The organism is Paenarthrobacter sp. NPDC057981, from assembly GCF_042886835.1.
GTDB lineage: Bacteria > Actinomycetota > Actinomycetes > Actinomycetales > Micrococcaceae > Arthrobacter.
This window is the reverse complement of the sequence record NZ_JBHVQI010000018.1, coordinates 49,169-72,195: the sequence shown is the minus strand read 5'-3', so window position 1 is coordinate 72,195 and position 23,027 is coordinate 49,169. Positions and strand designations below refer to the sequence as shown.

Sequence of the window (23,027 nt, the reverse complement as noted above, 5' to 3'; positions counted from 1 at the left end):
CATCCCACGAGGGATTTCCGGCCATAAGTGACCCCGCGTTGCGTTAACTAGACCGCGCGTACGCCCGCCCGCCAGACGGAATGCGTCATCGGGATCCCGGGGCGGTACGCCAGGTGGGTTGCCGACGGCGCCTTGAGCATGTGAAGGTCGGCACGATGTCCGACGGCGAGCGAACCCACCGCCCGTTCGCCGTCGACGTCGTTCCCGGACTCACGGCCCAACGCCAGGGCGCCGCCGTAGGTCGCCGCCCGAACGGCTTCGTGCACGCTCAGATGCATCTGGAGCACGGCCGTGGTCACGCAAAACGCCATGGAGCTGGTGTATGAAGTGCCCGGATTGCAGTTGGCTGCCAGCGCGACCTGGACGCCTGCGTCGATCAGTTCCCGGCCGGGCGCCAGGGGCTGGCGGGTGGAGAGGTCGCAGGCAGGCAGGCACGTAGCCACCGTGCCGCGCACACCCGCGCCAGTGGCGGGATCCCAACCGGCCCACGTTTCGGCGAGCGCCGCGACGTCTTTGTCCGAAAGGTAGTTCACGTGATCCACGCTTGCAGCGGCGAACTCCAGGGCCAGAGCCACACCCGGACCTTCGCCCAACTGGTTCCCGTGAACCCTCAGACCCAATCCGGCGTCACGGGCTGCCGTCAGGACACGGCGTGACTGGTCCTCGGTGAACGCACCCCGTTCACAGAAAACATCTGCCCAGCGGACGTGCGGGAGGACGGCATCGAGCATGGCGCCGCACACCAGGTCTGTGTACTCTTCCGGATCGGAGCCTGCGGGGACCAGGTGCGCGCCGAGGTAGGTGACCTCGTCCACTTCGGCTGAGGCAATGCGGGCGCTGCGGGCTTCGTTCTCCACATCCAGCCCATAGCCGGTCTTGCTCTCGAGGTAGGTAGTTCCCTGCGAAACAGCTTCAGCCACCCGGTCCCGAACGAGTCGGGTCAGCTCGTCGTCGCTGACGCTCCTGGTCGCCCCGGTGGTGACGGCTATGCCACCGGCACTGTAGCTCTGCCCGGCCATCCGGGCCTCAAACTCGGCGGTGCGGTCCCCGGCAAACACGAGGTGGGAATGCGAATCAACCCAGCCAGGCAGGACGGCGCGGCCTTCGGCGTCGATCCGGTTGTCTGCTGCCGGCGCCTCTGCAGTCGACCCGATCCAGGAGATACGCTCGCCCTCAAGGACAATCGCCGCATCCTTGAGGACCCGGTGCTCCAGGTCCTGGGTCATCAGCTCGCCGATGTTGGTGATGAGTGTGCTGGGTGGTGTGATTCCGCTCATAAGGCTATTGTTCAGCGCCGGATGGACCAGCGGGTGGCCGCCAGCTGCTCCGCTGTCCGGGATTCCGGACTCTCGGCGTCGACGGTCCCTAGAATGAGGGCCGCAGCCAACTCCGCAATGGCCGAGGACGTCTGGAAGCCGTAGCCACCTTGACCGGCCAGCCAGAAGAAGCCGGGTGCTTCGGCATCAAATCCCACCACGGGGATCCCGTCCGCTGCTTCGGTCCGCAGTCCGGTCCAGGCCCGGTCCACGGAGCGGATGCCCAGCGTGGTGAGGTGGTTGAGGTTGCCGATCAGTGTGTCGATGTCCCCCAGGTGGGGCTTGGCGTCCTCGGGCCCGCTGGGCACATGTTCCGACGGCGAGATCAGGACCTGGTTGCCTTCGGGCCGGAAATAGAAGGAATCATCGGCGGCGCACACCATGGGGGTTTGCAGCGGGAGCGGGTTGGCGACGTTGACGATCGCCGCCGTGCGGCGGTAGGGCTGGAGCCCAAGCTTTTCCACGCCGCTGATGACGGCCAGTTCGTCCGCCCACGCACCTGCAGCATTGACCACGACGCCGGACTGGAAGCCTTCGGTGCCTGCCCCCACCTGCCAGCCGCTTCCCAAGCGCTGGGCAGAGTGCACCTTCGCACCGGTGATGATGTCCACGCCCGCAACTGCGGCGCTCTGACGATGGTCCTCCAGCAAGAGCGGTGCGTTGCAGCCAAAGGAACCGTTATCAAGACCTGCTGCCGTGAAGGAACCGGGGTTGAGGGCGGGGCAGAGCTCCATGGCTTCTGCGTGGCTGATGAGGTGCATGTTTCCGCTGGCTTCGGCCCGGACAGTTTCCTCATCGCCCACCAGCATGAAGCCGCGCGGAGTGAGAATCGGCTCTGATGCCTGGGCGTCGCGGGCAGCAAGCAATTCCAGCGTCCGCACGGTGAGCTCCTGCACCACGGGTGGCCCATAGCTGGGGATCAGCTGCCGGGCCGACCTCGAGGAGGTGTGGAAAGCCAACGACTGCTCGGCCTCGACCAAGGCCACGGTACATTTGCCGGCCAACGCCGCCGCCAAAGACAGCCCTGCTATGCCGCCGCCAACGATTACTACGTCATAATTCGAAGCCATGGGTCCATCCTTCCAGACGCTCTCTCACCAAACAGCCCCTTCCCTGTGTCGCTCGCTCACATCCCAACCGTTAAACCCAAACGCTCGCTCACTCTCCCCAGGAAAGTGAGCGAGCGTCAGGCTCAAGCACGCGGGACGTGAGCGAGCGTTGGCCTTAGGCGACCGCGGCGCGACTCTTGACGAACGCCTGGACGCACGCTTCGACGTCGTCCGTGCTGTGGGCGGCCGAGAGCTGGACGCGGATGCGCGCGGCACCCTTGGGCACCACGGGGTAGCTGAACGCCGTGACGAAGACGCCATGGGAGAGCATCTCGTCGGCAACCTTCGCCGCAACAACTGCGTCACCAAACATCACCGGGATGATGGCGTGTTCGCCGTCGAGCAGTTCGAAGCCTTCTTCGCTCATGCGGCGACGGAACAGCGCAGCGTTCTCGAACAGGCGGGTGCGCAGTTCACCGGATCCCTGCACGAGCTCCAGTGCCTTGATGGTGGCTGCGACGATCGCCGGAGCCAGCGAGTTGGAGAACAAATACGGACGGGCCTTCTGGCGCAGCATCGCGACGATCTCGCCGCGGCCGGAAACATAGCCACCGGAAGCGCCGCCCAACGCCTTGCCAAAGGTACCGGTGTAGATGTCCACTCGCTCAGAGACTCCGGCGTGCTCGGGCGTTCCGGCACCGGTGGGGCCCATAAAGCCGACGGCGTGGGAGTCGTCCACCATCACCAAAGCATCGTGCTTCTCGGCGAGGTCGCAGATCGCCTCCAGGGGTGCGAGGTAGCCATCCATGGAGAAGACGCCGTCGGTGACGATGATCTTCCGGCGAGAACCGGAGGCCTCAACAAGCTTGGCTTCGAGGTCAGCCATGTCCTGGTTGGCGTAGCGGAAACGCTTGGCCTTGCTCAGACGGATGCCGTCGATGATCGAGGCGTGGTTGAGGGAGTCGGAAATGATGGCGTCGTCCGGGCCGAAAAGGGACTCGAAGACTCCGCCGTTGGCGTCGAAGCAGCTGGAGAACAGGATGGTGTCCTCGGTACCAAGGAAGGCCGAAACACGGGCTTCCAGCTCGAGGTGCAGGTCCTGGGTGCCGCAGATGAAGCGGACAGAGGCCATGCCGAAGCCGCGCTCGTCCATGGCGGACTTCGCGGCGGCGATGATCTGCGGGTGGTCGGCGAGGCCAAGGTAGTTGTTGGCGCAGAAGTTCAGGACCTGGTTGGCCGGCTGCCCGAGCTGGCCTGCGGCGATGTGGCTTGCCTGCGGGGAATCAATGTGGCGTTCGGTCTTGAAGAGCCCGGCACCGCGGATCTCCTCGAGTTCGCCTTGGAGTTGGTCTTTGATGGCTGAGTACATTGAATTGCTCCTGGGGTTCCTAGAGTTCAGTCCAGTCAAGGACCACTTTGCCGCCCACGCCGTTGCTGGCGATCTCGAAGCCCTTCTCCCACTCGGTGGCGGGCAGCTTGTCGGTGACGACGGCGGAAATGTTGCGGTGCAGCACAGGGTTCGAAGAAAGCATGGCGCTCATGGCGTACCAGGTCTCGAACATCTCACGACCGTAAATGCCCTTGAGCGTGAGCATGTGCGTAACCACTTTGCCCCAGTCGATGTCGATGGACTGGCTGGGCAGGCCGAGCATGGCGATGCGGCCACCGTGGTTCATGTTCTCGATCATCTCAGGCAGGGCCGTGGGGTGTCCCGACATTTCCAGGCCGATGTCGAAGCCTTCACGCATGCCCAGTTCCTGCTGTGCCTCGCGAACGCGCATCTTGGAAACGTCGACGGCGAGGTCCACGCCCATCTGCTTGGCAAGTTCCAGACGGGGCGCGGAAACATCCGTGATGGCGATCTTGCGGGCACCGGCGTGGCGGGCCACGGCGATGGCCATCAATCCGATCGGACCCGCACCCGTGATGAGCACGTCCTCGCCGACCAGCGGGAAACTCAGCGCAGTGTGTACCGCGTTTCCGAAGGGATCGAAGATGGCGCCGAGTTCGGGCGTGACGGATTCGTCGTGGTGCACCCAGACATTGGTCTCGGGGATGACGACGTATTCGGCGAACGCACCGTCGCGCTGCACGCCGACGGAGACCGTGTGGATGCACATCTGGCGGCGGCCGGCCCGGCAGTTGCGGCAGATCCCGCAGACCACGTGGCCTTCACCGGACACGCGGTCCCCCACCTTGACATCGCGCACGTCTTCGCCGATTTCCACCACTTCGCCGTAGAACTCGTGCCCGGCGATGAGCGGGGTTTCGATGATGCTCTGCGCCCAGGCATCCCAGCTCTGGATGTGGAGGTCGGTGCCGCAAATGCCGGTGGTCATCACACGGATCTTGACGTCGGACGGGCCTGTTTCAGGCTCGGGACGGTCGACGAGTTCGAACCCTGCGTGTGGTCCGGATTTGTAGAGAGCCTTCATGGGGTTCCTCACTGGCTTGGTGCTGCTTCGCTGCTGCTGACTTCCATTGAAAGCCCGACAACGATTTAGCACAACTAGATTCTTCTCAATCAACGATTTAGGATTTGCTAATGGAAATCCATCAATTGCAGATGCTGCGGGAACTCGGCGACCTCGGCAGCGTCAAGGCCGTGGCTGAGACCCTCATGGTCACCCCCTCGGCCGTTTCACAACAGCTCGCACTCCTGCAGAAATCAGTGGATGTTCCGTTGACGCGAAAAGAGGGCCGCGCCCTGGTGCTGACCGATGCCGGCCGCGTGCTCGCCGAGGCGGGTGCCGCCGTCGTCAACGCCATGGCGGATGCGCGGGCGGCCATCGGCGCGTACCACGACGCTCCAGACGCGCCGGTCAGCGTCAGCGCCTTTCACAGCGCGGGGCAAGCGCTGTTCGCCCCTTTGGCGGCGCTGTTGGCACCCGGAAAAGCGTCCGACGGCGGCACGTCGCCGGGGCTTCGCCTCTCCGATGAGGACGTGGCCCAGGAGGACTTCCCCGGGTTGGTGGCGCGCTACGATCTTGTCCTGGCGCACCGGATGGACAACAGCCCGCCGTGGCCGGAGGACAAGGTCGCGGTGATACCCCTGGCGGATGAGCCCCTGGACATCGCACTGCCCGCGGCGCACCCCTTGGCGTCCCGCGCCGAACTGGAGCCGGACGACGTCGTGGATGAACCCTGGGTGACCAGCCGCGATGGCTACTCCCCCGCTGACGTCCTGGCCGCCGTCGTTGCCGTCAGCGGGCGACCGGCGGAAGTGCTGCACCGCATCAACGACTATTCGACGGTGGCGGCGTTGGTGTCGGCCGGGGGCGCGATCGGCCTGCTGCCACGCTTTACGGCGCGGCGGGTGCTCGACGCAGGCGTGGTGCTGCGGCCGTTGGCGGGCGTGAACTCCGTGCGCAAGATCGACATCCTGGCCCGGCCCGAGACCCTGAAACGGAAATCGGTCATGACGGTTTGCGAGTCACTTCAAACCGTCATGACCGGGCTTACCTCACCCAACTAGGGGACAGCACATGCTCTACTGAGGGCTCAATGGAGCGTTATCTGTCCCCCAGTTGGGTCAGCGGCAGCGGGAGGTGCCGCCAGTCGGGGTCAGTCGCGGACCAGGGCGGGCTGTCCGGCGTCGAAGTACTCCACCAGTTCGGCAGGCAGCTCCGGGACCTCCCTCGCCGAACCGTCTCCGCGCAGCGATTCCGCGGCCAGGATTCCCGCAACTACGGCCTGCCGCGCCGCAATAGGGCTTGTCTGGGTAACGCCGCCCTCCGAAGCGAACCGAAGGAACTCCTCGATCAGCCTCGGATCGGCGCCACCGTGGCCGCCCTCTCCGTCCAAAATGGTGATGACCCGGTCCGGTTCCCCGCGCCCCGACGTCCGCGAGGTCCAGACGTTGATGGCCTCCCCCGGCCCGTCGCCGAAGTTCTCGATCCGGCCCTTGGTGCCGATGATGGTGTAGTTCCGCCAGTAATCCGGCGTGAAATGGCACTGCTGGTAGGAGGCCAGCACCCCGTTATCCAGCACCATGTTCATCATGGAGATGTCCTCGACGTCGATCACCTCCGCCAGGTCCTTCTGTTCAGTCGGCGGCCAGTTCTCCAGGGAGAACCAGTCCCCCATGCGCTTGCCAGCGTTATCGGAACGGTTGGCTACGTCGCCGTAGACGGCCAGATCGCCGACGGCGGCGACCCGCTTGGTATAGCCACCCGCCAACCAGTGGATCACGTCAATGTCGTGGGCACCTTTTTGGAGCAACAGCGACGTGACATTGGCCCGCTGCGCGTGCCAGTCCTTGAAGTAGTAATCCCCGCCGTGCCCCACGAAATGCCGGCACCAGATTGCCTTGACCTCGCCGATGGCGCCTTCTTCGATGAGTTGGCGCATCTGCACTACAACGGGCATATGGCGCATGTTGTGGCCAACGTACAGGCGTGTACCGGTGTCGTAAGCGGTTTTAAGGATCAGGTCGGCGGCCTCGACAGTGATGTCCAAAGGTTTCTCGCAAAATGTCGGAATGCCTGCCTTCAGGGTCCGGACGGCGACGGCGGCGTGCTGGCTGTCGGGGGTCAGGACCAGTACGGCGTCCAGGCCGCTTTCCAGCAGCTCCTCAAGGTTGTCCGTGATGCGGGCCGTCGGAACGCGCTCGGCGGCATCGGCGCGCCCGCGTTCACTGAGGTCGCAGATGATGGTGACCTCCGAGCCCTGGCCAGGCTTGTGGGCGTGCTTCCACAACCCCGCGCGCAGGCCAAAACCTACGATGCCGACCTTCAAATCCTTTTCCATGGTGTGCATGTTCCTTTGCTGGTTCTTATCTAAGTCTGGTGGCGGCGCTGCGGTGCGGCGCGGATTCGCGCACAAACAGGTGCCAGGGGAAGTCAAGGACGGCTGGCTCTACGTGACCGGTGGCCCGCTTCAGGAGCCGCCGGGCGAGCTTGTCGAAGAAGTCCACGGGACCGACAGTGCTCAGCGAAGGCGACATCCGCTCGCCTTCGACGGTGTTGCCCACACCGATGATGTCCACGTCCGAGCCGACCCCCAGGCCCAGGCGTTGGGCCGCGTTGATGGCGCTGACGGCGGCGTAATCCGTGGTGGCGTAGATGGCGGTGGGCCTGTCCGGCATGCTGAGGAGCCGCGTGGCAGCGGCATAGGCACCGGCGCTCGTACCATCGAACAGTCCGATGTAATCGTGCCGCTCCGTGATGCCCGCCGCAGCCAACGCCTCCGAATAGGCCCGGTAGCGCGTGCCGCCGGAAGTGCCGGCAGCGGTGGCAGGCGTCAGGCAGGCCACCTTTGCATGGCCGTGAAGCAGATGCTCCACGGCCATGCGGCAACCGGGGCCGGCAATGGAACGGACCACATCAAAACCGTCGGGTTCCACCTCTTCGTCAAAGACCACCAAGGTGGTCCCACGTTCCGCCAATTTCCGCAGGTCCTCCCGCTGGTCATGGCGGACAGCATCGACGAACACGGCGTCCGCGTTGTGCGTTCCGAGCACTTTGACCCAGTCCGCATCGCCGAGGATCATCGGGGTGATCCCGAGTGGTACGGCAGCCTTCTGCACGGCCTCGATGACGGACAACGACCAGGGATCCGAGAGCATGGTCAACGACAGGATCACTGTGTTGGTCCGGCCCGTCCGGATGGCCCGGGCTGCCTGGTTGGGGCGGTAGCCGAGCCGCTCCGCAGCGGCCTTGACTTTCTCCGCCGTCGGATCCGAAACGCCCGGTCCGCCATCGCCCCGGCGGCCTGAGAGCACGTACGAAACCGTGGCCGTTGACACGCCGGCCAGCTCGGCCACCATTCGGATGGTGGGCCGGATTCCGGTGCTGCCTGCTTTGGCCATGCTTCCCCCTGCTGGTTCCTGTAGTGCGTCGCGTTCTTTTGCTCGATCGTATTGCGTTGCGGGGCCTGCTTTGCGTGTTTTCGGCGAGCCAAAGTGCGCAAAGCGGGCCTCACAACGAGAGACTTAGCTCCGGAAGACTGGCGCGTTGGGGTCCAACGCGGCCTGGTACTCATCGCGCATCTTGTCCCCGCCTTCGCTCTTCCAGCGCTTGACGGCATCCTTGAGCTCGTCGATCTTGGCGCGGCCGGTGATGATGTCCACTACCTTGTCCCGGAGCTGCTTGGTGATCTTGGCGCCCACCTTGGCATTGGTGTCCGAGTAGGAGCCGTTGGTGGGGTTGCGCCAGGCGATCTCCAGGAGCTTCTTCTCCTGCTCACTGACGTAGCGTGTGTCGTCGTCGAATCCTGGGTTGAAGATGACGTTTTCGGGGCTGGCCATGATGTTCAGCGCCGAGACCAGGCCCGGGGCGTTGGTGCTTCCTGTGTCGGTGCGGGCCGGGTTGCCGGCGGCGTCGATGGTGTAGTCCTGCCCGAGCTCGCCGAAGTTCTTCTGCATGTACTCCACCGTGCCGAACGGCGCTGACAGGTAGTTGATGAGTGCCAGCAGCTCGCGGATCTTGCCTTCTTCGGCCTTCTTGAACGGTGTGAAGCCCACGGTGCCGTAGCCCATGTCGTAGGTGGGCTTGACCTTGCCGTCGGCACTGAAAGGAATGAGAACGTCAAAGCGGGCGGTCTTGTTCAGGGCACGGTAGCTCCGGAGGTCGTGAGGGCCCACCACTACCTGCGCCGCAACGCTGCCGTTGGCCACACGGGAACGGATGTCCGTGGCCTTGGAGTCCGGATAGAACACACCCGCAGCGAACATCTTTGCCGTGAACTCCACGCCGGCCATGTACTCGTCGGTCTCATACAGGTGGGTCAGCGTCCGGTCCTTGTTGACGGCCCAGCTGTTCGGCGCACCAAACCATTCGGTCACCATGTGCAGGGCGTTGATGTAGGCAGGTTCCAGGGCGTACTGCTGGTCACCCGGACGGGTCAGTTCCTTGGCTTTGTCCAGGAATTCATCAGCGCTGGAAGCCTCGAAGCCGCCCACTTTGGCCCACATGTCGTGGTTGCCCAGGTACACCTGGCCGAACGGGGTACTCGGGATGGGCGCTCCCCAGATCTTGCCGTTCACGACGGCGGTCTTCCAGGAATCGGGCTTAAGTGCGGCCAGGTTGGGGTACTCAAGGACGGCGTCGCCCGAAAGGTAGGGCGTCAGGTCCTGGAACTTTGCCTCCAGCATCGGACCCACGTTGGGAATGCCTTGGTTCGGCGGAACCCACATCATGTCCGGGAGATCATTGCTGGCCAGGACGGTGGCGAACTTGGCCGGGTAGCCATCCCCGATGTCCTCGGCGATCTGCAGTTCCAGGTCTCCGCCTAGCTTGGCATTGAGGCGCTGCCAGAAAGGGTTGTCCTTCAGGCCCGGGCTCATGGTGTCGAACGTTTCGGTCAGGCCAGTGACTTTCCCCTTCAGCGGGGGCGTCTTCACGGACTGCACAGGAGTGGGCAGTTTGAAATAGCCGGCCTGGAGGCCCTGGGCGTTTCCTGCGATGTCAGGAGTGACGCCGGTGAATTCCTTGTAGGTGGGCAACTTCACAGAGGCGGAGGCTGCGGCGCCTCCGTTGCTTCCGGCGCCGCCACCACCGCAGGCGGACAGTCCGACGGCGGACACGGCCAAGCCTGCAAGGCCAAGGAAACCGCGGCGGCTGAATCCAGCCTGTGAGGTAGTGCTCGTCATGGCATAACCCTTTCTGGTTACGTGCTTTGGTGTAGGTGGTTGTCGGGCTTAGCCCTTGACGGCGCCGGTGATGACGCCCTTGGCGAAGTGCTTTTGGAGGAAGGGGTAGACCATCAGGATGGGAACCAGCGCCACCACGACGACGGCCATCTGGATGGACTGCGGCGGGGGCGTTGTGGTGATGCCGAGCTGGTCTGCGGCCCCGCTCCCCTGCACCACGAAGTTCCTCAGCAACAGCTGGATGGGCCATTTGCTGTGGTCGTTGATGTAGAGAAGCGCGTTGAAGAACGAGTTCCAGAAGCCCACCGCGTAGAACAGGCCCACGACGGCGATCACGGCTTTGGACAGCGGCATCACGATGCGCCACAGAATTTGCCAGTCGTTGGCACCGTCAATCCTGGCGCTCTCGATGAGTTCACCCGGGATGTTCATGAAGAACGAGCGCATGACCACAAAATTGAAGGCTCCAAAGATTCCCGGAAGGATCAGCGACCACAGGGAGTCCAGCATCCCCAGTTGACGGATCATCAGGAACGATGGAATCAGCCCTGGCGCAAAAAGCAGGGTGAAGAGGACTGCCAGGATGACCGGCCTGCCGAACAGCACCGAACGGCTGGTGGCGTAGGCCATGGTGATGGTCACGAAGAGCGCCAGGATGGTGCCAACGGCGGTGATCAGAATGCTCACCCCGAGGGATTGCAGGACCATGGGGCCCTTGAAGATGGTGGCGTAGGCCTCCAGTGTTGGCCGCTCGGGCCACAGCACGAAACCGCCGGCTTTGACCAGTTGCTCCGTGTCCGCCAGGGACGTCGATACGACCAGGAGGATCGGCGTGAGGATGGACAAGCTGAAGACGATCAGGACTACTGCTTTGACCGTTTGGTAGAGGGCGGAAGGCTTTTCCTTCCACACCGGGCGCTTGGGGTTGTACGTCAGCTCCCGGGGCTTTCTTGCAAAAAGTGTTGTTGCCATGGGGTTCTCCTTGTGCGGCGGGCGCGCGGCTCAGCGTGGCTTTCAGCGCACTTGTTTTGCGAAGATTCCGTCTTCGCCGAAGCGGTGGGCAAGTTTGTTGGCGCCGTAGATCAGCAGGGCGCTGACCACACCCTTGGCCAGTCCGGCCGCAGCTCCCGAGCTCCAGCCGCCTCCAACCACACCGGTGTAGTACGTGAAGGTGTCCAGGACTTCGGCAGCACCTGCTCCGACAGCGTCCCGTTGCAAGATGAACTGCTCGAAGCCGACCGAAAGGATGTCTCCGATGCGCAGGATCAGGAGCAGGACAATCACGGGACGCAGCCCGGGGAGGGTGATGTGCCACATCCTCCGCCACCGCCCGGCGCCGTCGGCGGCCGCGGCCTCATAGAGCGAGGCGTCGATGCTGGCAAGGGCCGCCAGGAAGATGATCATGGCCCAGCCGGCGTCCTTCCAGATCATCTGGACAACTACCATCACGGGGAACGTTTCCGGGTTGGTCATGAACGGAATGGGATCCATGCCCCAGTCCCGGAGCAGGTTGTTGACGAATCCCGCCCCGCCGAGCATCTGCTGGAAGAACGCGATCACCAGCACCCACGACAGGAAGTGCGGCAAATAGGCGATGCTCTGGAAGATCTTCCGGACCCGGGTGCTGATCAGCGAGTCCACGATCAGTGCCAGTACCAAGGGCACGGGGAACAGGAAGACAAGCTGCCAGGCGGCCAAGTACAGGGTGTTCCAGAAAGCATGGATGAAGTCGGGGTTGCCGAACAAGTCCACGAAGTTCTGCCAGCCCACCCAAAGGCTGTCTCCGATGCCGAGGTACGGCTGATAGTCCTGGAAAGCGATGACATTGCCCAGGATGGGGATGTAGAAGAACAGCAGAAGGAACACCACGCCCGGCACCATCATGAGGAGCATCTGCTTGTCACGCCGCAGCCGGGACCGGAAGCTCTTCTGCGGGGCTTTGTTCTTCTTTCGTTTCTTCGCATCGGCTCCGAGGGCGTTTCCACCTGCGATGGGTGGGACTCGGCGGGCTTCGGGCAATGCCGGAGCTTGTTCCGTCGTCGAGTTCATGCTGTCTCCTCAAGTGCTGAGCGGAATCCGTCATTGTGATTCGCGCCACGCTCGTTAACCGTTTAACAAACCATAAGTGAGCTGGAGGCTTTTTGCAAGAAGATGATTGAAACTGCTCGCAGAAATCAGTTTTCATCACAACCGGAAAACCGAGCGGCCGTCATCGCGCCACTTTGCGCGGCGCGCACCTGTAACCGCGGGTGCGAAGGGCGCAAAAGGGCGCGAGGCTGATGAGCTACTGGCGCGTGCGGCGGAAAGGGGTGCGTCGCCCGTGAAAGCTAGCCCGTGAACGACTAGATAGGCCCGTGCCCGCGCTTCATGCCGTGGCCCTTGACGCCGGCCGGCAGTTCTCCGGAGACGATCCTGTCAGCGGTGACCGCGTCTCCGGCTTTCGTGCCGCTGATGTGTACGGCATCTCCCGCCTTCAGCTCGGCCGCAGTGGTCGACGGCAACGTGGGCTTGCCCTTGCCGTTCCGGAGTTGAGCCGGGTCTGCCGGGACTTTGCTGATCTTCGTGTCGCCATTGATGGCGTAGCGCTGCGTGAAGCCGTCTTCGCTCTTCACGGTGATGTCGGAGCCGCTGACTGACTCGATGGTTCCCGCCTGGGTCAGAACGGTACGGAAGCTCCCGTCCGGCTGCTTGACCACGTGCTCTCCGTGGATCCCTTGGCCGCGGCCCTGCTGGTGCCCGGCTTTGGCTGACGCGGAGGGGCTTGGCGCGGGGGTGCTGGAGGACGTGTCCGACGGCGTGGGGTTGGGCTGGGTGCCGGCCCACACGGCGGCGCTCCCGGCACCGGTCACAGCGACGGCAATCCCGCCGGCGAGAAGGGCCTTGCGAAGGCCCGGCGAAAGAGTGGCCATGACTTAATTGTGCGCCCGGACCAACGAAAAGTGGGTCGCAGTTGGTGCCTTTCTGAGGGCTCAGAAAGACAACAACTGCGACCCGGTTGGGTGTGCGGGTGCTTAGCCCTCCACCCCAAGCTTCTCGAGGATGAGTTCGCGAACGCGTCCTGCATCAGCCTGGCCTCGGGTGGCCTTCATGACACCACCGACGATGGCGCCGATGGCCTGTACCTTGCCGCCGCGGATCTTCTCAGCCACATCCGGCTGGGCAGCCAGAGCAGCGTCAATCGCCTCCAGGAGCGGACCGTCATCCGAAACCACGGCAAGGCCGCGCTTTTCGATGATCTCCTCAGGCGTTCCTTCGCCGGCAAGGACGCCGTCCAGGACCTGCGAGGCCATCTTGTTGTTGATCTTGCCGCCTTCGACGAGCTTGTTGAGCTCGACAATGAGCTGGGGCGTCACACCAAGTTCGGCGGGCTCGACGTCGGCAACCTTGGCGCGGCCCACGATCTCACCCATCCACCACTTGCGGGCGACATCGGCGGAGGCGCCGGCTGCGATCGTTTCCTCGATGGAGTCCATGACGCCGGCGTTCACGACATCGCGGAACTCCAGGTCCGAATATCCCCAGGCTTCCTTGAGCCGCTTGCGGCGCTCGGCCGGGGGCTCGGGAAGCGTTGCGCGCAATTCCTCCACCCACTCACGGGACGCTACAACCGGAACCAGGTCCGGCTCAGGGAAGTAGCGGTAATCGTCGGCGTCGGACTTGGGCCGGCCCGACGTCGTCGACCGCGTGTCCTCGTGCCAGTGGCGCGTCTCCTGGATGACCGGTTCGCCGGACTCGAGGACGGCGGCGTGCCGCTGGATTTCGTAACGGACAGCGTGCTCGACGGCGCGCAGCGAGTTTACGTTCTTGGTCTCCGAACGGATGCCGAAGCGTTCGCGGCCATGCGGGCGCAAGGAAACGTTGGCATCGCAGCGGACGTTGCCGCGTTCCATCTTGGCATCGGAGACGCCGAGGTTCTTCACGATTTCGCGAACAGCGGCGACGTAGGCCTTGGCCAGCTCGGGGGCCCGGCTTCCGGCGCCCTCAATCGGCTTGGTGACGATTTCCACCAGCGGCACACCGGAGCGGTTGTAGTCCACCAGCGAGTAGTCTGCACCCTGGATACGGCCTGCGGCACCACCCATGTGGGTCAGCTTGCCGGCGTCCTCTTCCATGTGGGCACGTTCGATCTCAACGCGGAAGACCGTTCCGTCCTCGAGTTCGATGTCGAGGTAACCGTCGTAGGCGATCGGCTCGTCGTACTGCGAGGTCTGGAAGTTCTTCGGCGTGTCCGGGTAGAAGTAGTTCTTCCGGGCAAACCGGCAGGATTCGGCAATCTTGCAGTTCAGGGCAAGGCCGATCTTGATGGAGGATTCGACGGCGGCCTTGTTTACCACGGGAAGGACGCCGGGCATGCCGAGGTCAACCTCGTTGACGTTGGTGTTGGGCTCATCGCCGAAGACGTTGGGTGCAGAGGAGAACATCTTTGTCTTGGTGTTGAGTTCCACGTGGACCTCGAAACCCAGGACGGGATCGTACTTCTCCATGGCCTCTTCGAAGCTCAGGATTGCGTCGACGGACATTAGTTGGAACCTCCGGCGGTTGTTGAGGCAGAACCCAGTACAGGTGCCTGTGCCAGCATCGGGCCGCCCCACTTCTCTTCAAGGACGGATTCGAGGACCGCACCCACGCGGTACAGCCGGGCATCCTCGCGGGCAGGAGCCAGCAACTGGATGCCGACGGGCAGACCGTCCTCATCGGCAAGGCCGCCCGGCAGGGACAGGCCCGGGATGCCTGCGAGGTTCGCAGGAATCGTGGCGACGTCGTTCAGGTACATGGCCAGGGGGTCATCCAGCTTCTCCCCCAGCTTGAACGCCGTGGTGGGCGCCGTCGGGGAAATGAGGACATCCGCCTGGGCGAAGGCGGCGTCGAAGTCGCGCTGGATCAGGGTGCGGACCTTCTGCGCCGAACCGTAGTAGGCGTCGTAGTAGCCGGCGCTCAGTGCGTAGGTACCCAGGATGATGCGCCGCTTGACCTCGTCGCCGAAACCTGCGGCACGGGTGGCCCCCATGACGCGTTCGATGGTCATGGGTCCGTCCTTGGGCAGGACGCGCAGACCGAAGCGGACACCGTCGAACTTGGCCAGGTTGCTGGAGACCTCGGACGGCATGATGAGGTAGTACGCACCCAGGGCGTACTTGAGGTTGGGGCAGGAAACCTCGACGATTTCCGCGCCGGCGTCCTTCAGGAGTTGAAGAGACTCGTTGAAGCGGTTCTCGACACCGGCCTGGTAGCCCTCGCCGTGCAGTTCCTTGATGATGCCGATCTTCGTGCCGGCAACGTTGCCCAGGCGGGCAGCAGCGACCAGGTTGTTGAACGGGTCCGTCAGGGACGTCGAATCAAAGGGATCGTGGCCGCCGATGACTTCCTGGAGCAGCGCGGAGTCCAGCACCGTGCGGGATACCGGGCCAATCTGGTCCAGCGACGAGGCCATGGCAATGGCACCGTAGCGCGAAACAGCACCGTACGTCGGCTTCATGCCCACGGTTCCGGTGACGGCGCCGGGCTGGCGGATGGATCCACCGGTGTCCGTGCCGAGCGCCAGCGGCGCTTCGAAAGCGGCGACGGCGGCAGCGGAGCCACCACCCGAACCGCCGGGGATGCGCTCCAGGTCCCAAGGGTTGCGCGTAGGTCCGAAGGCCGAGTGTTCCGTGGAGGAACCCATGGCGAATTCGTCCAGGTTGGTCTTGCCCAGGATCGGCATCTTTGCTGCGCGGAGCTTCTTCACCACTGTGGCGTCGTACGGGCTGTGCCAGCCCTCGAGGATCTTCGAGCCGGCAGTGGTCGGCTGGCCGATGGTGACGATGAGGTCCTTCACCGCGATCGGGACACCGGCAAGGGCGTGCAGCTCTTCGCCGCCGGCGGCGCGGGCAGCGTCCACTTCGGCGGCAACAGCCAAAGCCTCTTCGCTGTTGACGTGCAGGAAGGCATTGACCTGGCCGTCGACGTCGGCGATCCGGTCAAGGTGAGCCTGCGTAACCTCGACGGCGGAAACTTCGCGTGCGGCCAGCTTGGCAGCGAGGTCGGCGGCGGAGTGGTGGATGAGTTCGTTTTTCAGCTCAGTCATGGTGATCAGTCCTCATCCAGGATTGCCGGGACTTTGAAACGGTTCCCGTAGGCGTCCGGTGCGCCGGACAATGCCTGCTCTGCCGTGAACGTGTGCCCCACGACGTCCTCGCGGAACACGTTGGTCAACGGAATCGGGTGGGATGTGGCCGGGACGTCGTCTCCGGCAGCCTCGCTCACGCTCTTCACCGAATCCACGATGACGGCAAGCTCAACAGCCATCCTGTCCAGTTCTTCGGCACTCATTTCAATGTGAGCCAGACGCGCAAGATGCGCGACGTCGTCACGGTTGATCGCAGCCATGGATCTCCCCTGCAAAGTTCAATTGGTTTTCCGAACCAGTCTACTTGGCTGCGCGCCGGCTTCAGCGCCGGTTCAGGTGCTGCGCGTTCAGTTCCTCCAGTTGCTCGTCCGTCAGTTCATCGAAACCACGGGCCTCGCGTTTGTCGCTGCGGGCGAACCGGACGAACATCAGGATGATCAGGGGCAAATCCACGATTTCGCAGATGAACCACAGGGCATCTCCTGCCAGTTGCTGGTCGCGCAGCGGGTCCGGGAACCATGACGCCATGGCCTGGGTGGTCATGACGTGGTCCAGCACCTGGCCATTGAGACGGAGCAGGATGCCCGGGACGGCATCGAGCAGGAGCTCGATGAAAACAAACACGAACTCCAGGGTGATGTACGCGCTGGAGCGCTGGAAATCTACTTCTTCGATGATCGGCAGGGCCATCAGGAGGCCGAGCAGCGGAACACAGGCCGTCACCAGGGCATCGGCCCAGGGATCGGCCCGCAATGCGTGGAACGCCGGTGTCAGGAAAGTGGAAAAGAGGGCCAGTCCCAGCAGCGGGGCGGCCAGGGAATTGCTGAAGAAGCGCACAACACGGTGAGCCAGCACGGCGTTGAGCACTTCCGTGCCCCTGTCGGACAAGGCTGCGCGGGCAAGCGTGATGGGCCGGCCGAGTCCCAACAGAAGGGGTACAACAAACAGGAGCAGCGAGACCTTAATGGTGAACGCCCACCGCAGGTCCGCGCCGTAGACACCCGTGAATCCACAGGTGAGAACTGCCATGGATCCAAGGCCCGGACCGTAGAAGGCAATCGCGCGCCAGACTTGCCATCGATGGCCGTTCCTGGCCGCGGCCCTGATACCAATGCCATAAAGCACAGCGAACGTACTGATCATTGCGAGGGCTGCCCAGTCGATTCGCCAGGCACTGCCAAGAAGTTCAAGGGGCGGCACCGGGCCATGATATTCCAGCAAGCTGATAGGGGAAGTTCCCAGATTCGCTCAGTAACATAAGCCGCTTCTGACCCCTAGGAAAGGCCGGCCCCGTGCAAGGTCGTCACGAAAGTCCCGACCCCAACCGCCCCGATCCAGCTGCTGCTGCCTATCCCGGACAAGGAAAGCTGGTGGACGGCAGCCTCGCTTCACCACCGCGCAGGCGCCGCCGCTGGCTGAGACTCGGCGTCATTGTGGTGGCAGCGGTTTTACTCGGTGTCCTGTGCTTTGGCGGATATTGGCTGTGGCGGTTGCAGTCCAACATTTCCACGAGCGCCTTGGGCGCGGGAGGCTCCCGTACCGAAGGTCCGGTGGATGACCGCAAGGACCGCCTCCAGATCCTGGTCCTGGGAAGTGATACCCGCAGCGGCAAGAACAGCCAGTACGGCACCGCGGACCAATCGTCGGGCTATGGCCAATCGGACGTCATGATGCTGGTGGATATTTCCGCGGACAACAACAACGTCAACGTGATCAGCTTTCCCAGGGATCTCATGGTCGATGTCCCTGAATGCAAGGACCAGGCCACCAACCAGCAACATGCGGCCCGCGAGGACGCCATGATCAACAGTGCGATGGCCGAAGCCGGCATAGGCTGTGCGGTCGATACCCTGAACAAGCTCACGGGCTTGGAGATCGACCACTTCATGATGGCGGACTTCAATGCCGTCAAGGAGCTCTCCACCAAGGTGGGAGGCGTCGACGTATGCGTCAATTCCGCCGTCGACGATCCCGACTCCGGACTCCGGCTTCCCAAGGGAACCTCCCAAGTGCAAGGTGACCAGGCGTTGGCATTCCTGCGCACCCGCCACGCTTTTGCCGACGGCGGGGACCTCGGCCGGATCCAGGCCCAGCAAGCCTTCCTGGGCTCGCTGGTCCGGAAGCTCAAATCCGAAGGTACCCTGACCAACCCGCAAAAAGTGCTGGATATTGCGGACACGATGACAAGCAACCTCACCGTGGATACGGGGTTGTCTTCAGTTCCGTCCTTGCTGACCATCGCGGACCGTCTGAAGAACATCGACCCGGCCAAGGTCAACTTCATCACTGTCCCGACCGTTCCGGCGCCGTCGGACCCCAACCGGCTGGCCTTGGCAGAACCCGCGGCCTCCCAGCTTTTCTCTGCCCTGCAGCACAGCGCGGACCTCAGCCAGGGAGCAACCACTCCCCCGGACGATGCATCCAGCGCCCCGGCCAAGCCGTCCTTCGACAAGGCACTCCAGCCGGTCTCCGTTGCGAACGGTACCTCCGTGACGGGTCGCAGCAACGCCATTGCGGCCACACTGGCTGCTGCCGGTTACACCAAAACAACCCGGTTGCAGGCCCAGCCCCGGACCCAGACGATGGTGTACTACCAGGCCGGTTTCGATGACGTGGCAAGCGATATCGCCGCCCTGTTTGGCTTGCCGGCCACCAGCGTCCAGGAGGTCACCGGCATCGAGGGCGTCCAGCTCTACGCCGGCGAGGACTTCGCAACCGGCGACAAGCCTGCCCCTGCTCCGGCCGAGGGAACCATTCCCAGCCAAACAGCCAATGACCAGACCTGCCAGGCAACAAACCCGGCAGGCTGATCATGAGCTGTGATGTCACCGCCGCGTGGAAGTTCCCGCGCGGCGGTGGGGGCTGGCTGTCAGCCGATGCCGATGGCGCCCGTCAGGACACCGACGGCGAGCATGACGAGCGAGATGACCGCGGTGCGCCAAAGAACCTTCTTGTGGTGGTCGCCCAGTTCAACCTTGGCCAGTGAGACCAGCAGGAGAATGGCCGGAACCAGCGGACTCTGCAGGTGGAAGGGTTGTCCGGTGATGGAGGCCCGGGCCATGTCCGCCGCCCCGACACCGTAGTGTGCGGCAGTTTCGCTGAGGACCGGCAGTACTCCGAAGTAGAAGGCATCGTTACTCATGAAGAATGTCATGGGGATGCTCAGCAGGCCGGTGATGACCGCCATGAACGGGCCCATGTCCGCAGGAATGATCTGGACCAGCCATTCGGACATTGCCTTGACCATGCCCGTACCGTTCAGCACGCCGGTGAGGACGGCGGCGGCCATGACCATGCTGACCACGGCGACGATCGACGGCGCGTGCGCAATCAGCTGTGCACCCTGGTCCTTGACCTTGGGGAAGTTCACCAAAAGTGCGATGGCGGAACCGACCATGAAGACGAACGGCAACGGAATGATGTTGGCAACGAGGGTCACCATGACGGCAACGGTGAGTGCCAGGTTGAACCAGAACAGCTTGGGGCGCAGCGTGGCGCGGTTGGGGTCCAGTGCGGTGTCTGCCATGGCGGTGTCGTGTTCGTCCACCAACTCTTCGGTGCGTTCCAGGACCACGACGCCGGTGCCTCCGCCGGTGCCCGGTTTGCCTGCGGTTTTGCTTGGGCCGGCCTCGAACCGGGAACCGCCCTTGCCGGATCCTGCGGTACCGGTGCCGGCTGCCACAGCGCCGCCGCGGCCGTTGCCGCCGTCGAACGCCTCAGAGGGATCGGCGACGTCGCCCCAGATCTCCGGAGCTACGGCACGGAGGCGGTTGCGTTCCTGAAGGCCGAGCAGCCAGGAGAAGACCAGCACAACGATCAGGCCGACAATGAGCGAGGGGACCATCGGGACGAAGACGTCGTTGACGTCCAGCTTCAGGGCAGTAGCGGCGCGTGCGGTGGGTCCGCCCCACGGCAGGATGTTCATGGTTCCGTTGGCAAGGCCCGCCACGCAGGTGAGGACTACAGGGCTCATCTTCAGGCGCAGGTACACGGGAAGCATGGCGGCTGTGGTGAGGATGAAGGTGGTGGAGCCGTCACCGTCGAGGGACACAGCGGCAGCCAGGATCGCGGTGCCAAGGACAACCTTGGCGGGGTCGTTGCCCAACTTGCGGAGGATGAACTTGACCAGCGGATCAAAGAGTCCGACGTCGATCATCAACCCGAAGTAGATGATCGCGAACATGAGGAGCGCGGCCGTGGAGGTCATGGACTTCATGGAATCCATGACCATGGGCCCGATTCCGAGCCCGGCGCCGGCGAAGAGACCGAAAACGGTCGGGACGATGATCAACGCCAGGACTGGCGTCAGTTTTTTGGTCATGATCAGGACCATGAATACCGCAATCATTGCGAATCCAAGCAAAACCAGCACGGCCGGCTCCTTACTACTGTGAATGGCGCCACGTCGGTGTGATGCGCACTACAGACAATAGGGTGGCGTCCGTCACGGGCAGGGGTTTGTGGGAATTGATCGGACTACTGCTCGTTGCGAACGTTTTGCGCATTGTGCTCAGTGCTTCAATGGATCTGGAGGAAAGGAGTGACGGTGCGCCGTAGCAGCAGAGTCAGCATGCGCTTCTCCACCCAAACCCTTCTCCTTCAGCTTGGGGTAGTTCTGCTGGTGGTGCTGCTCAGCGGCGCCGTCCACGCATGGCTGGTCTACGAGCGGATCGGTGATGAAGCCGAAAACCAAGCCCTGACTTTGGCAAGGACAGTAGCCGCCGACCCGGATGTCCGGGCCGATGTCCAGGCCATCAGCAAGGAAGAGGGGACCCCGCCACCCGATGTCCTCGCTGCCGGTCCCCTTCAGGCGGCAGCGGAGGCAGCCAGGGTCCGGACCGGCGCGCTCTTCGTTGTCATCACGGACGAAACAGGACTGCGGCTTGCCCATCCGGACCTCGCACGACTCGGCGAAAGGGTCAGCACCGATCCGTCCGTTGCGTTGGCGGGCGAGGAAATCACCACGCGCAATACCGGCACCCTGGGGCCTTCAGCCGGGGCCAAGGTGCCGGTCTACTCCCCCGGCTCCACGACGATAGTGGGCGAAGTCAGCGTGGGATACTCCGTGGAGTCGCTGACGGAAAGCCTGGTCCGGGACATCGCTCCCATCGCCCTCACCGCCGGCGGGGCGCTGCTGGCCGGCGTCCTGGCCTCCTTCCTGCTCCGCCGACGACTCCAGCGGCTCACCCTCGGATTGGAGCCGGAAGAAATCAGCACCCTGGTCCACGATCAGGTGGCGGTCCTCCAAGGCGTGGACGACGGCGTGATCGGCATCGCTGCCGACGGTCGCATCTCCGTCTTCAACGCTGCCGCTTCCCGGCTCCTGGACATGCCTGACGCCACGGGCCAGGACTGGGTCTCGGCGGACGTCCCTGAACAACTCAAGCGGCTCACCAAACCCGCGGCGCAGGACGCCGAGGCCGTGGAAATCGTTGCCGGCGGGCGGGTCCTGGTAGCCAGCGCACGCAAAGCCTGGCACCGCAAGGAAGACCTCGGTTGGGTTCTCATGCTGCGCGACCGCACTGAATTGCAACAACTGACGCAGCAGCTCGATGCCGTGGGAACCATGTCCACGGCGCTCCGCGCCCAGCGCCACGAATTCGCCAACCAACTGCATACCATTGCCGGGTTCATGAGCATCGGCCAGTACGAATCGGCCAAGGAATATCTGGCCAGGATCTCGGCCACCGGGCCCCTGAAGTTTCCCGTGGAGCAAGCCGAACTCCTGCAGGACCCGTATCTGCAGGCCTTCATTGGCGCCAAGGGAGTCGAAGCCTCCGAACGCGGCGTGGCCCTGCGTGTCGGCCCCGAAACGCTGGTCCGTGGGCACGTGGCCGATCCCCAGGACGTGACCACAGTGCTCGGCAACCTGATCGACAATGCGGTCAGTGCCGCCGTCGCCGGTTCCGGGAATGAGCGCTGGGTGGACATTGAGCTGCTGGACGAGCAAAGCCACGACGGCGGCGCGCTCCACATCGTGGTGGCGGACTCCGGGGACGGTTTGGGAGAGCTGGACCCCGAGGAGGTTTTCACCGAAGGATTCACGACGGCGGACCACACGGCGCGCCCGGGTGCGGGACAAGGATTGGGGCTGGCCCTTGTGCGGCAGCTGGCGCGGCGACGAGGCGGGGACGTCCGTGTCCTGGAGTCGGGCACGATGGGAGGGCCGGGCGCAGTCTTCATGGCGAGTATCCCCGGAGTGATGGACACCGCCCGACCCGGTACCAAGGATGCGGGCGCAACAATGACGGAGGACAACCATGGCTGAGGATTTGCGGGTGCTGATCGTGGATGACGACTTCCACGTGGCAAGGCTCCACGCAGCGTATGTGGACTCCGTGGCAGGCTTCATGGCGTTGGCCCCGGCCGGTTCCGTATCCCAGGCGCTCCAGGCCATTCATAGCCTGCGCCCCGATCTGGTGCTGCTGGACGTCTACCTTCCGGACGGGTCCGGGCTCGATCTCCTGGGGCAACTCGACGTCGATGCCGTGATGCTGACTGCCGCTTCCGATGCCCAGTCCATCAAGGTGGCGCTGCGCAGGGGTGCGTTGGGCTACCTGCTGAAGCCCTTTACCGCCGAGTCCCTGTCGCAGCAGCTCAGGTCCTATGCGCGCTACCGCAGGATCCTCGGCCAGCAAACCGCCATTGACCAGACCACCATAGAGCGGGCCAAGCGCTCCCTGATTCCCGGGGACGTGGCCCCTGCCGCCAAACCGCGGTCCGCCACCGAAGCGGCGGTCCTCGAATCGCTGGTCCCCGGCGATCAGTACTCTGCCGCAGAAGTGGCCGAACGTGTCGGTGTCTCCCGCGCCACAGCGCAAAGGTACCTGTCCTCGCTTGCTGATGATGGCGCCGTCGAAATCCAACTGCGCTACGGAAGCACGGGCCGCCCGGAACACCGCTACGGCGTCCCGGGCTAACCCAACTGGGGGACAGCACGTGCTCCAATGAGCGGTCAGTGGAGC

General features: G+C 63.9%; 19 protein-coding genes. 4 read left to right on the top strand and 15 right to left on the bottom strand.

Translation table 11 applies throughout. The features are described from left to right. Positions 1–47 precede the first annotated feature (47 nt). The 4 genes from hutI to tdh all read right to left on the bottom strand — a co-directional run bounded on the left by hutI (position 48) and on the right by tdh (position 4,800). Positions 48–1,277 carry an imidazolonepropionase gene (gene hutI / locus ACFVSI_RS15910; protein WP_387825598.1) on the bottom strand — a complete coding sequence of 410 codons (1,230 nt, stop codon included), beginning with the start codon at positions 1,275–1,277 and terminating at the stop codon, positions 48–50. Positions 1,278–1,288: 11 nt separating this feature from the next. Further along, entirely contained in the window at positions 1,289–2,386 is a 1,098-nt protein-coding gene (locus ACFVSI_RS15905; RefSeq protein WP_387825595.1) for an NAD(P)/FAD-dependent oxidoreductase, read from the bottom strand. Positions 2,387–2,540: 154 nt separating this feature from the next. After that, entirely contained in the window at positions 2,541–3,734 is a 1,194-nt protein-coding gene (locus tag ACFVSI_RS15900; protein WP_387825592.1) for a glycine C-acetyltransferase, read from the bottom strand. Between the two features lie 19 nt (positions 3,735–3,753). After that, positions 3,754–4,800, bottom strand: a complete 1,047-nt coding sequence (tdh, locus tag ACFVSI_RS15895; protein ID WP_387825589.1) for an L-threonine 3-dehydrogenase — start codon at positions 4,798–4,800, stop codon at positions 3,754–3,756. A 110-nt stretch (positions 4,801–4,910) separates the two neighbouring features. On the opposite strand from tdh, the gene ACFVSI_RS15890 reads away from it, so the two are divergent. Then, positions 4,911–5,840 (top strand): LysR family transcriptional regulator, encoded by a 930-nt coding sequence (locus ACFVSI_RS15890; RefSeq protein ID WP_387825586.1) that lies wholly within the window; start codon positions 4,911–4,913, stop codon positions 5,838–5,840. Between the two features lie 89 nt (positions 5,841–5,929). Here the strand turns inward: ACFVSI_RS15890 and ACFVSI_RS15885 are convergent, their stop codons facing one another. The 10 genes from ACFVSI_RS15885 to ACFVSI_RS15840 form a co-directional block, all read right to left on the bottom strand. Next, positions 5,930–7,123: a Gfo/Idh/MocA family protein gene (locus ACFVSI_RS15885; RefSeq protein WP_387825583.1), complete on the bottom strand. Its 1,194-nt coding sequence runs from the start codon at positions 7,121–7,123 to the stop codon at positions 5,930–5,932. A 16-nt stretch (positions 7,124–7,139) separates the two neighbouring features. Continuing rightward, a complete protein-coding gene (locus ACFVSI_RS15880; RefSeq protein ID WP_387825580.1) occupies positions 7,140–8,174 on the bottom strand; it encodes a LacI family DNA-binding transcriptional regulator in 1,035 nt (344 codons plus the stop codon). Positions 8,175–8,297: 123 nt separating this feature from the next. Next, the gene (locus ACFVSI_RS15875) at positions 8,298–9,956 is read right to left on the bottom strand and encodes a sugar ABC transporter substrate-binding protein (RefSeq protein WP_387825577.1); all 1,659 of its coding nucleotides are present in this window, start codon (positions 9,954–9,956) and stop codon (positions 8,298–8,300) included. Positions 9,957–10,004: 48 nt separating this feature from the next. Further along, a complete protein-coding gene (locus ACFVSI_RS15870; protein ID WP_387825574.1) occupies positions 10,005–10,928 on the bottom strand; it encodes a carbohydrate ABC transporter permease in 924 nt (307 codons plus the stop codon). Positions 10,929–10,970: 42 nt separating this feature from the next. Next, positions 10,971–12,005: an ABC transporter permease gene (locus tag ACFVSI_RS15865; RefSeq protein ID WP_387825571.1), complete on the bottom strand. Its 1,035-nt coding sequence runs from the start codon at positions 12,003–12,005 to the stop codon at positions 10,971–10,973. Between the two features lie 293 nt (positions 12,006–12,298). Next, complete coding sequence (locus ACFVSI_RS15860; RefSeq protein ID WP_387825568.1) at positions 12,299–12,865, bottom strand: hypothetical protein; 567 nt, start codon at positions 12,863–12,865, stop codon at positions 12,299–12,301. A 102-nt stretch (positions 12,866–12,967) separates the two neighbouring features. Further along, complete coding sequence (gene gatB, locus ACFVSI_RS15855; RefSeq protein ID WP_387825565.1) at positions 12,968–14,476, bottom strand: Asp-tRNA(Asn)/Glu-tRNA(Gln) amidotransferase subunit GatB; 1,509 nt, start codon at positions 14,474–14,476, stop codon at positions 12,968–12,970. Beyond that, positions 14,476–16,020 carry an Asp-tRNA(Asn)/Glu-tRNA(Gln) amidotransferase subunit GatA gene (gene gatA / locus ACFVSI_RS15850; protein ID WP_387825562.1) on the bottom strand — a complete coding sequence of 515 codons (1,545 nt, stop codon included), beginning with the start codon at positions 16,018–16,020 and terminating at the stop codon, positions 14,476–14,478. The genes gatB and gatA overlap by 1 nt, the downstream gene beginning before the upstream one ends. A gap of 5 nt (positions 16,021–16,025) precedes the next feature. Then, positions 16,026–16,322 (bottom strand): Asp-tRNA(Asn)/Glu-tRNA(Gln) amidotransferase subunit GatC, encoded by a 297-nt coding sequence (gatC, locus tag ACFVSI_RS15845; RefSeq protein ID WP_387825559.1) that lies wholly within the window; start codon positions 16,320–16,322, stop codon positions 16,026–16,028. Between the two features lie 61 nt (positions 16,323–16,383). Then, entirely contained in the window at positions 16,384–17,262 is an 879-nt protein-coding gene (locus tag ACFVSI_RS15840; protein WP_387825556.1) for a cytochrome c oxidase assembly protein, read from the bottom strand. Between the two features lie 92 nt (positions 17,263–17,354). On the opposite strand from ACFVSI_RS15840, the gene ACFVSI_RS15835 reads away from it, so the two are divergent. After that, entirely contained in the window at positions 17,355–18,872 is a 1,518-nt protein-coding gene (locus tag ACFVSI_RS15835) for an LCP family protein (protein WP_387825553.1), read from the top strand. A 59-nt stretch (positions 18,873–18,931) separates the two neighbouring features. On the opposite strand, the gene ACFVSI_RS15830 is transcribed toward ACFVSI_RS15835, so the two are convergent. After that, complete coding sequence (locus ACFVSI_RS15830; RefSeq protein WP_387825550.1) at positions 18,932–20,434, bottom strand: CitMHS family transporter; 1,503 nt, start codon at positions 20,432–20,434, stop codon at positions 18,932–18,934. 198 nt (positions 20,435–20,632) lie between these two features. On the opposite strand from ACFVSI_RS15830, the gene ACFVSI_RS15825 reads away from it, so the two are divergent. Then, positions 20,633–22,330: an ATP-binding protein gene (locus ACFVSI_RS15825; RefSeq protein ID WP_387825641.1), complete on the top strand. Its 1,698-nt coding sequence runs from the start codon at positions 20,633–20,635 to the stop codon at positions 22,328–22,330. Continuing rightward, positions 22,323–22,982, top strand: a complete 660-nt coding sequence (locus tag ACFVSI_RS15820) for a response regulator (protein WP_387825547.1) — start codon at positions 22,323–22,325, stop codon at positions 22,980–22,982. The genes ACFVSI_RS15825 and ACFVSI_RS15820 overlap by 8 nt, the downstream gene beginning before the upstream one ends. Positions 22,983–23,027 lie beyond the last annotated feature (45 nt).

Coding starts and splice junctions, on each gene's coding strand:
- ACFVSI_RS15820 (WP_387825547.1), top strand. CDS start 22,323: ATGGCTGAGGATTTGCGGGTGCTGATCGTGGATGACGACTTCCACGTG.
- ACFVSI_RS15905 (WP_387825595.1), bottom strand. CDS start 2,386: ATGGCTTCGAATTATGACGTAGTAATCGTTGGCGGCGGCATAGCAGGG.
- ACFVSI_RS15885 (WP_387825583.1), bottom strand. CDS start 7,123: ATGCACACCATGGAAAAGGATTTGAAGGTCGGCATCGTAGGTTTTGGC.
- hutI (WP_387825598.1), bottom strand. CDS start 1,277: ATGAGCGGAATCACACCACCCAGCACACTCATCACCAACATCGGCGAG.
- tdh (WP_387825589.1), bottom strand. CDS start 4,800: ATGAAGGCTCTCTACAAATCCGGACCACACGCAGGGTTCGAACTCGTC.
- ACFVSI_RS15860 (WP_387825568.1), bottom strand. CDS start 12,865: ATGGCCACTCTTTCGCCGGGCCTTCGCAAGGCCCTTCTCGCCGGCGGG.
- ACFVSI_RS15900 (WP_387825592.1), bottom strand. CDS start 3,734: ATGTACTCAGCCATCAAAGACCAACTCCAAGGCGAACTCGAGGAGATC.
- ACFVSI_RS15865 (WP_387825571.1), bottom strand. CDS start 12,005: ATGAACTCGACGACGGAACAAGCTCCGGCATTGCCCGAAGCCCGCCGA.
- gatA (WP_387825562.1), bottom strand. CDS start 16,020: ATGACTGAGCTGAAAAACGAACTCATCCACCACTCCGCCGCCGACCTC.
- gatB (WP_387825565.1), bottom strand. CDS start 14,476: ATGTCCGTCGACGCAATCCTGAGCTTCGAAGAGGCCATGGAGAAGTAC.
- ACFVSI_RS15880 (WP_387825580.1), bottom strand. CDS start 8,174: ATGGCCAAAGCAGGCAGCACCGGAATCCGGCCCACCATCCGAATGGTG.
- ACFVSI_RS15890 (WP_387825586.1), top strand. CDS start 4,911: ATGGAAATCCATCAATTGCAGATGCTGCGGGAACTCGGCGACCTCGGC.
- ACFVSI_RS15870 (WP_387825574.1), bottom strand. CDS start 10,928: ATGGCAACAACACTTTTTGCAAGAAAGCCCCGGGAGCTGACGTACAAC.
- gatC (WP_387825559.1), bottom strand. CDS start 16,322: ATGGCTGCGATCAACCGTGACGACGTCGCGCATCTTGCGCGTCTGGCT.
- ACFVSI_RS15875 (WP_387825577.1), bottom strand. CDS start 9,956: ATGACGAGCACTACCTCACAGGCTGGATTCAGCCGCCGCGGTTTCCTT.
- ACFVSI_RS15825 (WP_387825641.1), top strand. CDS start 20,633: ATGCGCTTCTCCACCCAAACCCTTCTCCTTCAGCTTGGGGTAGTTCTG.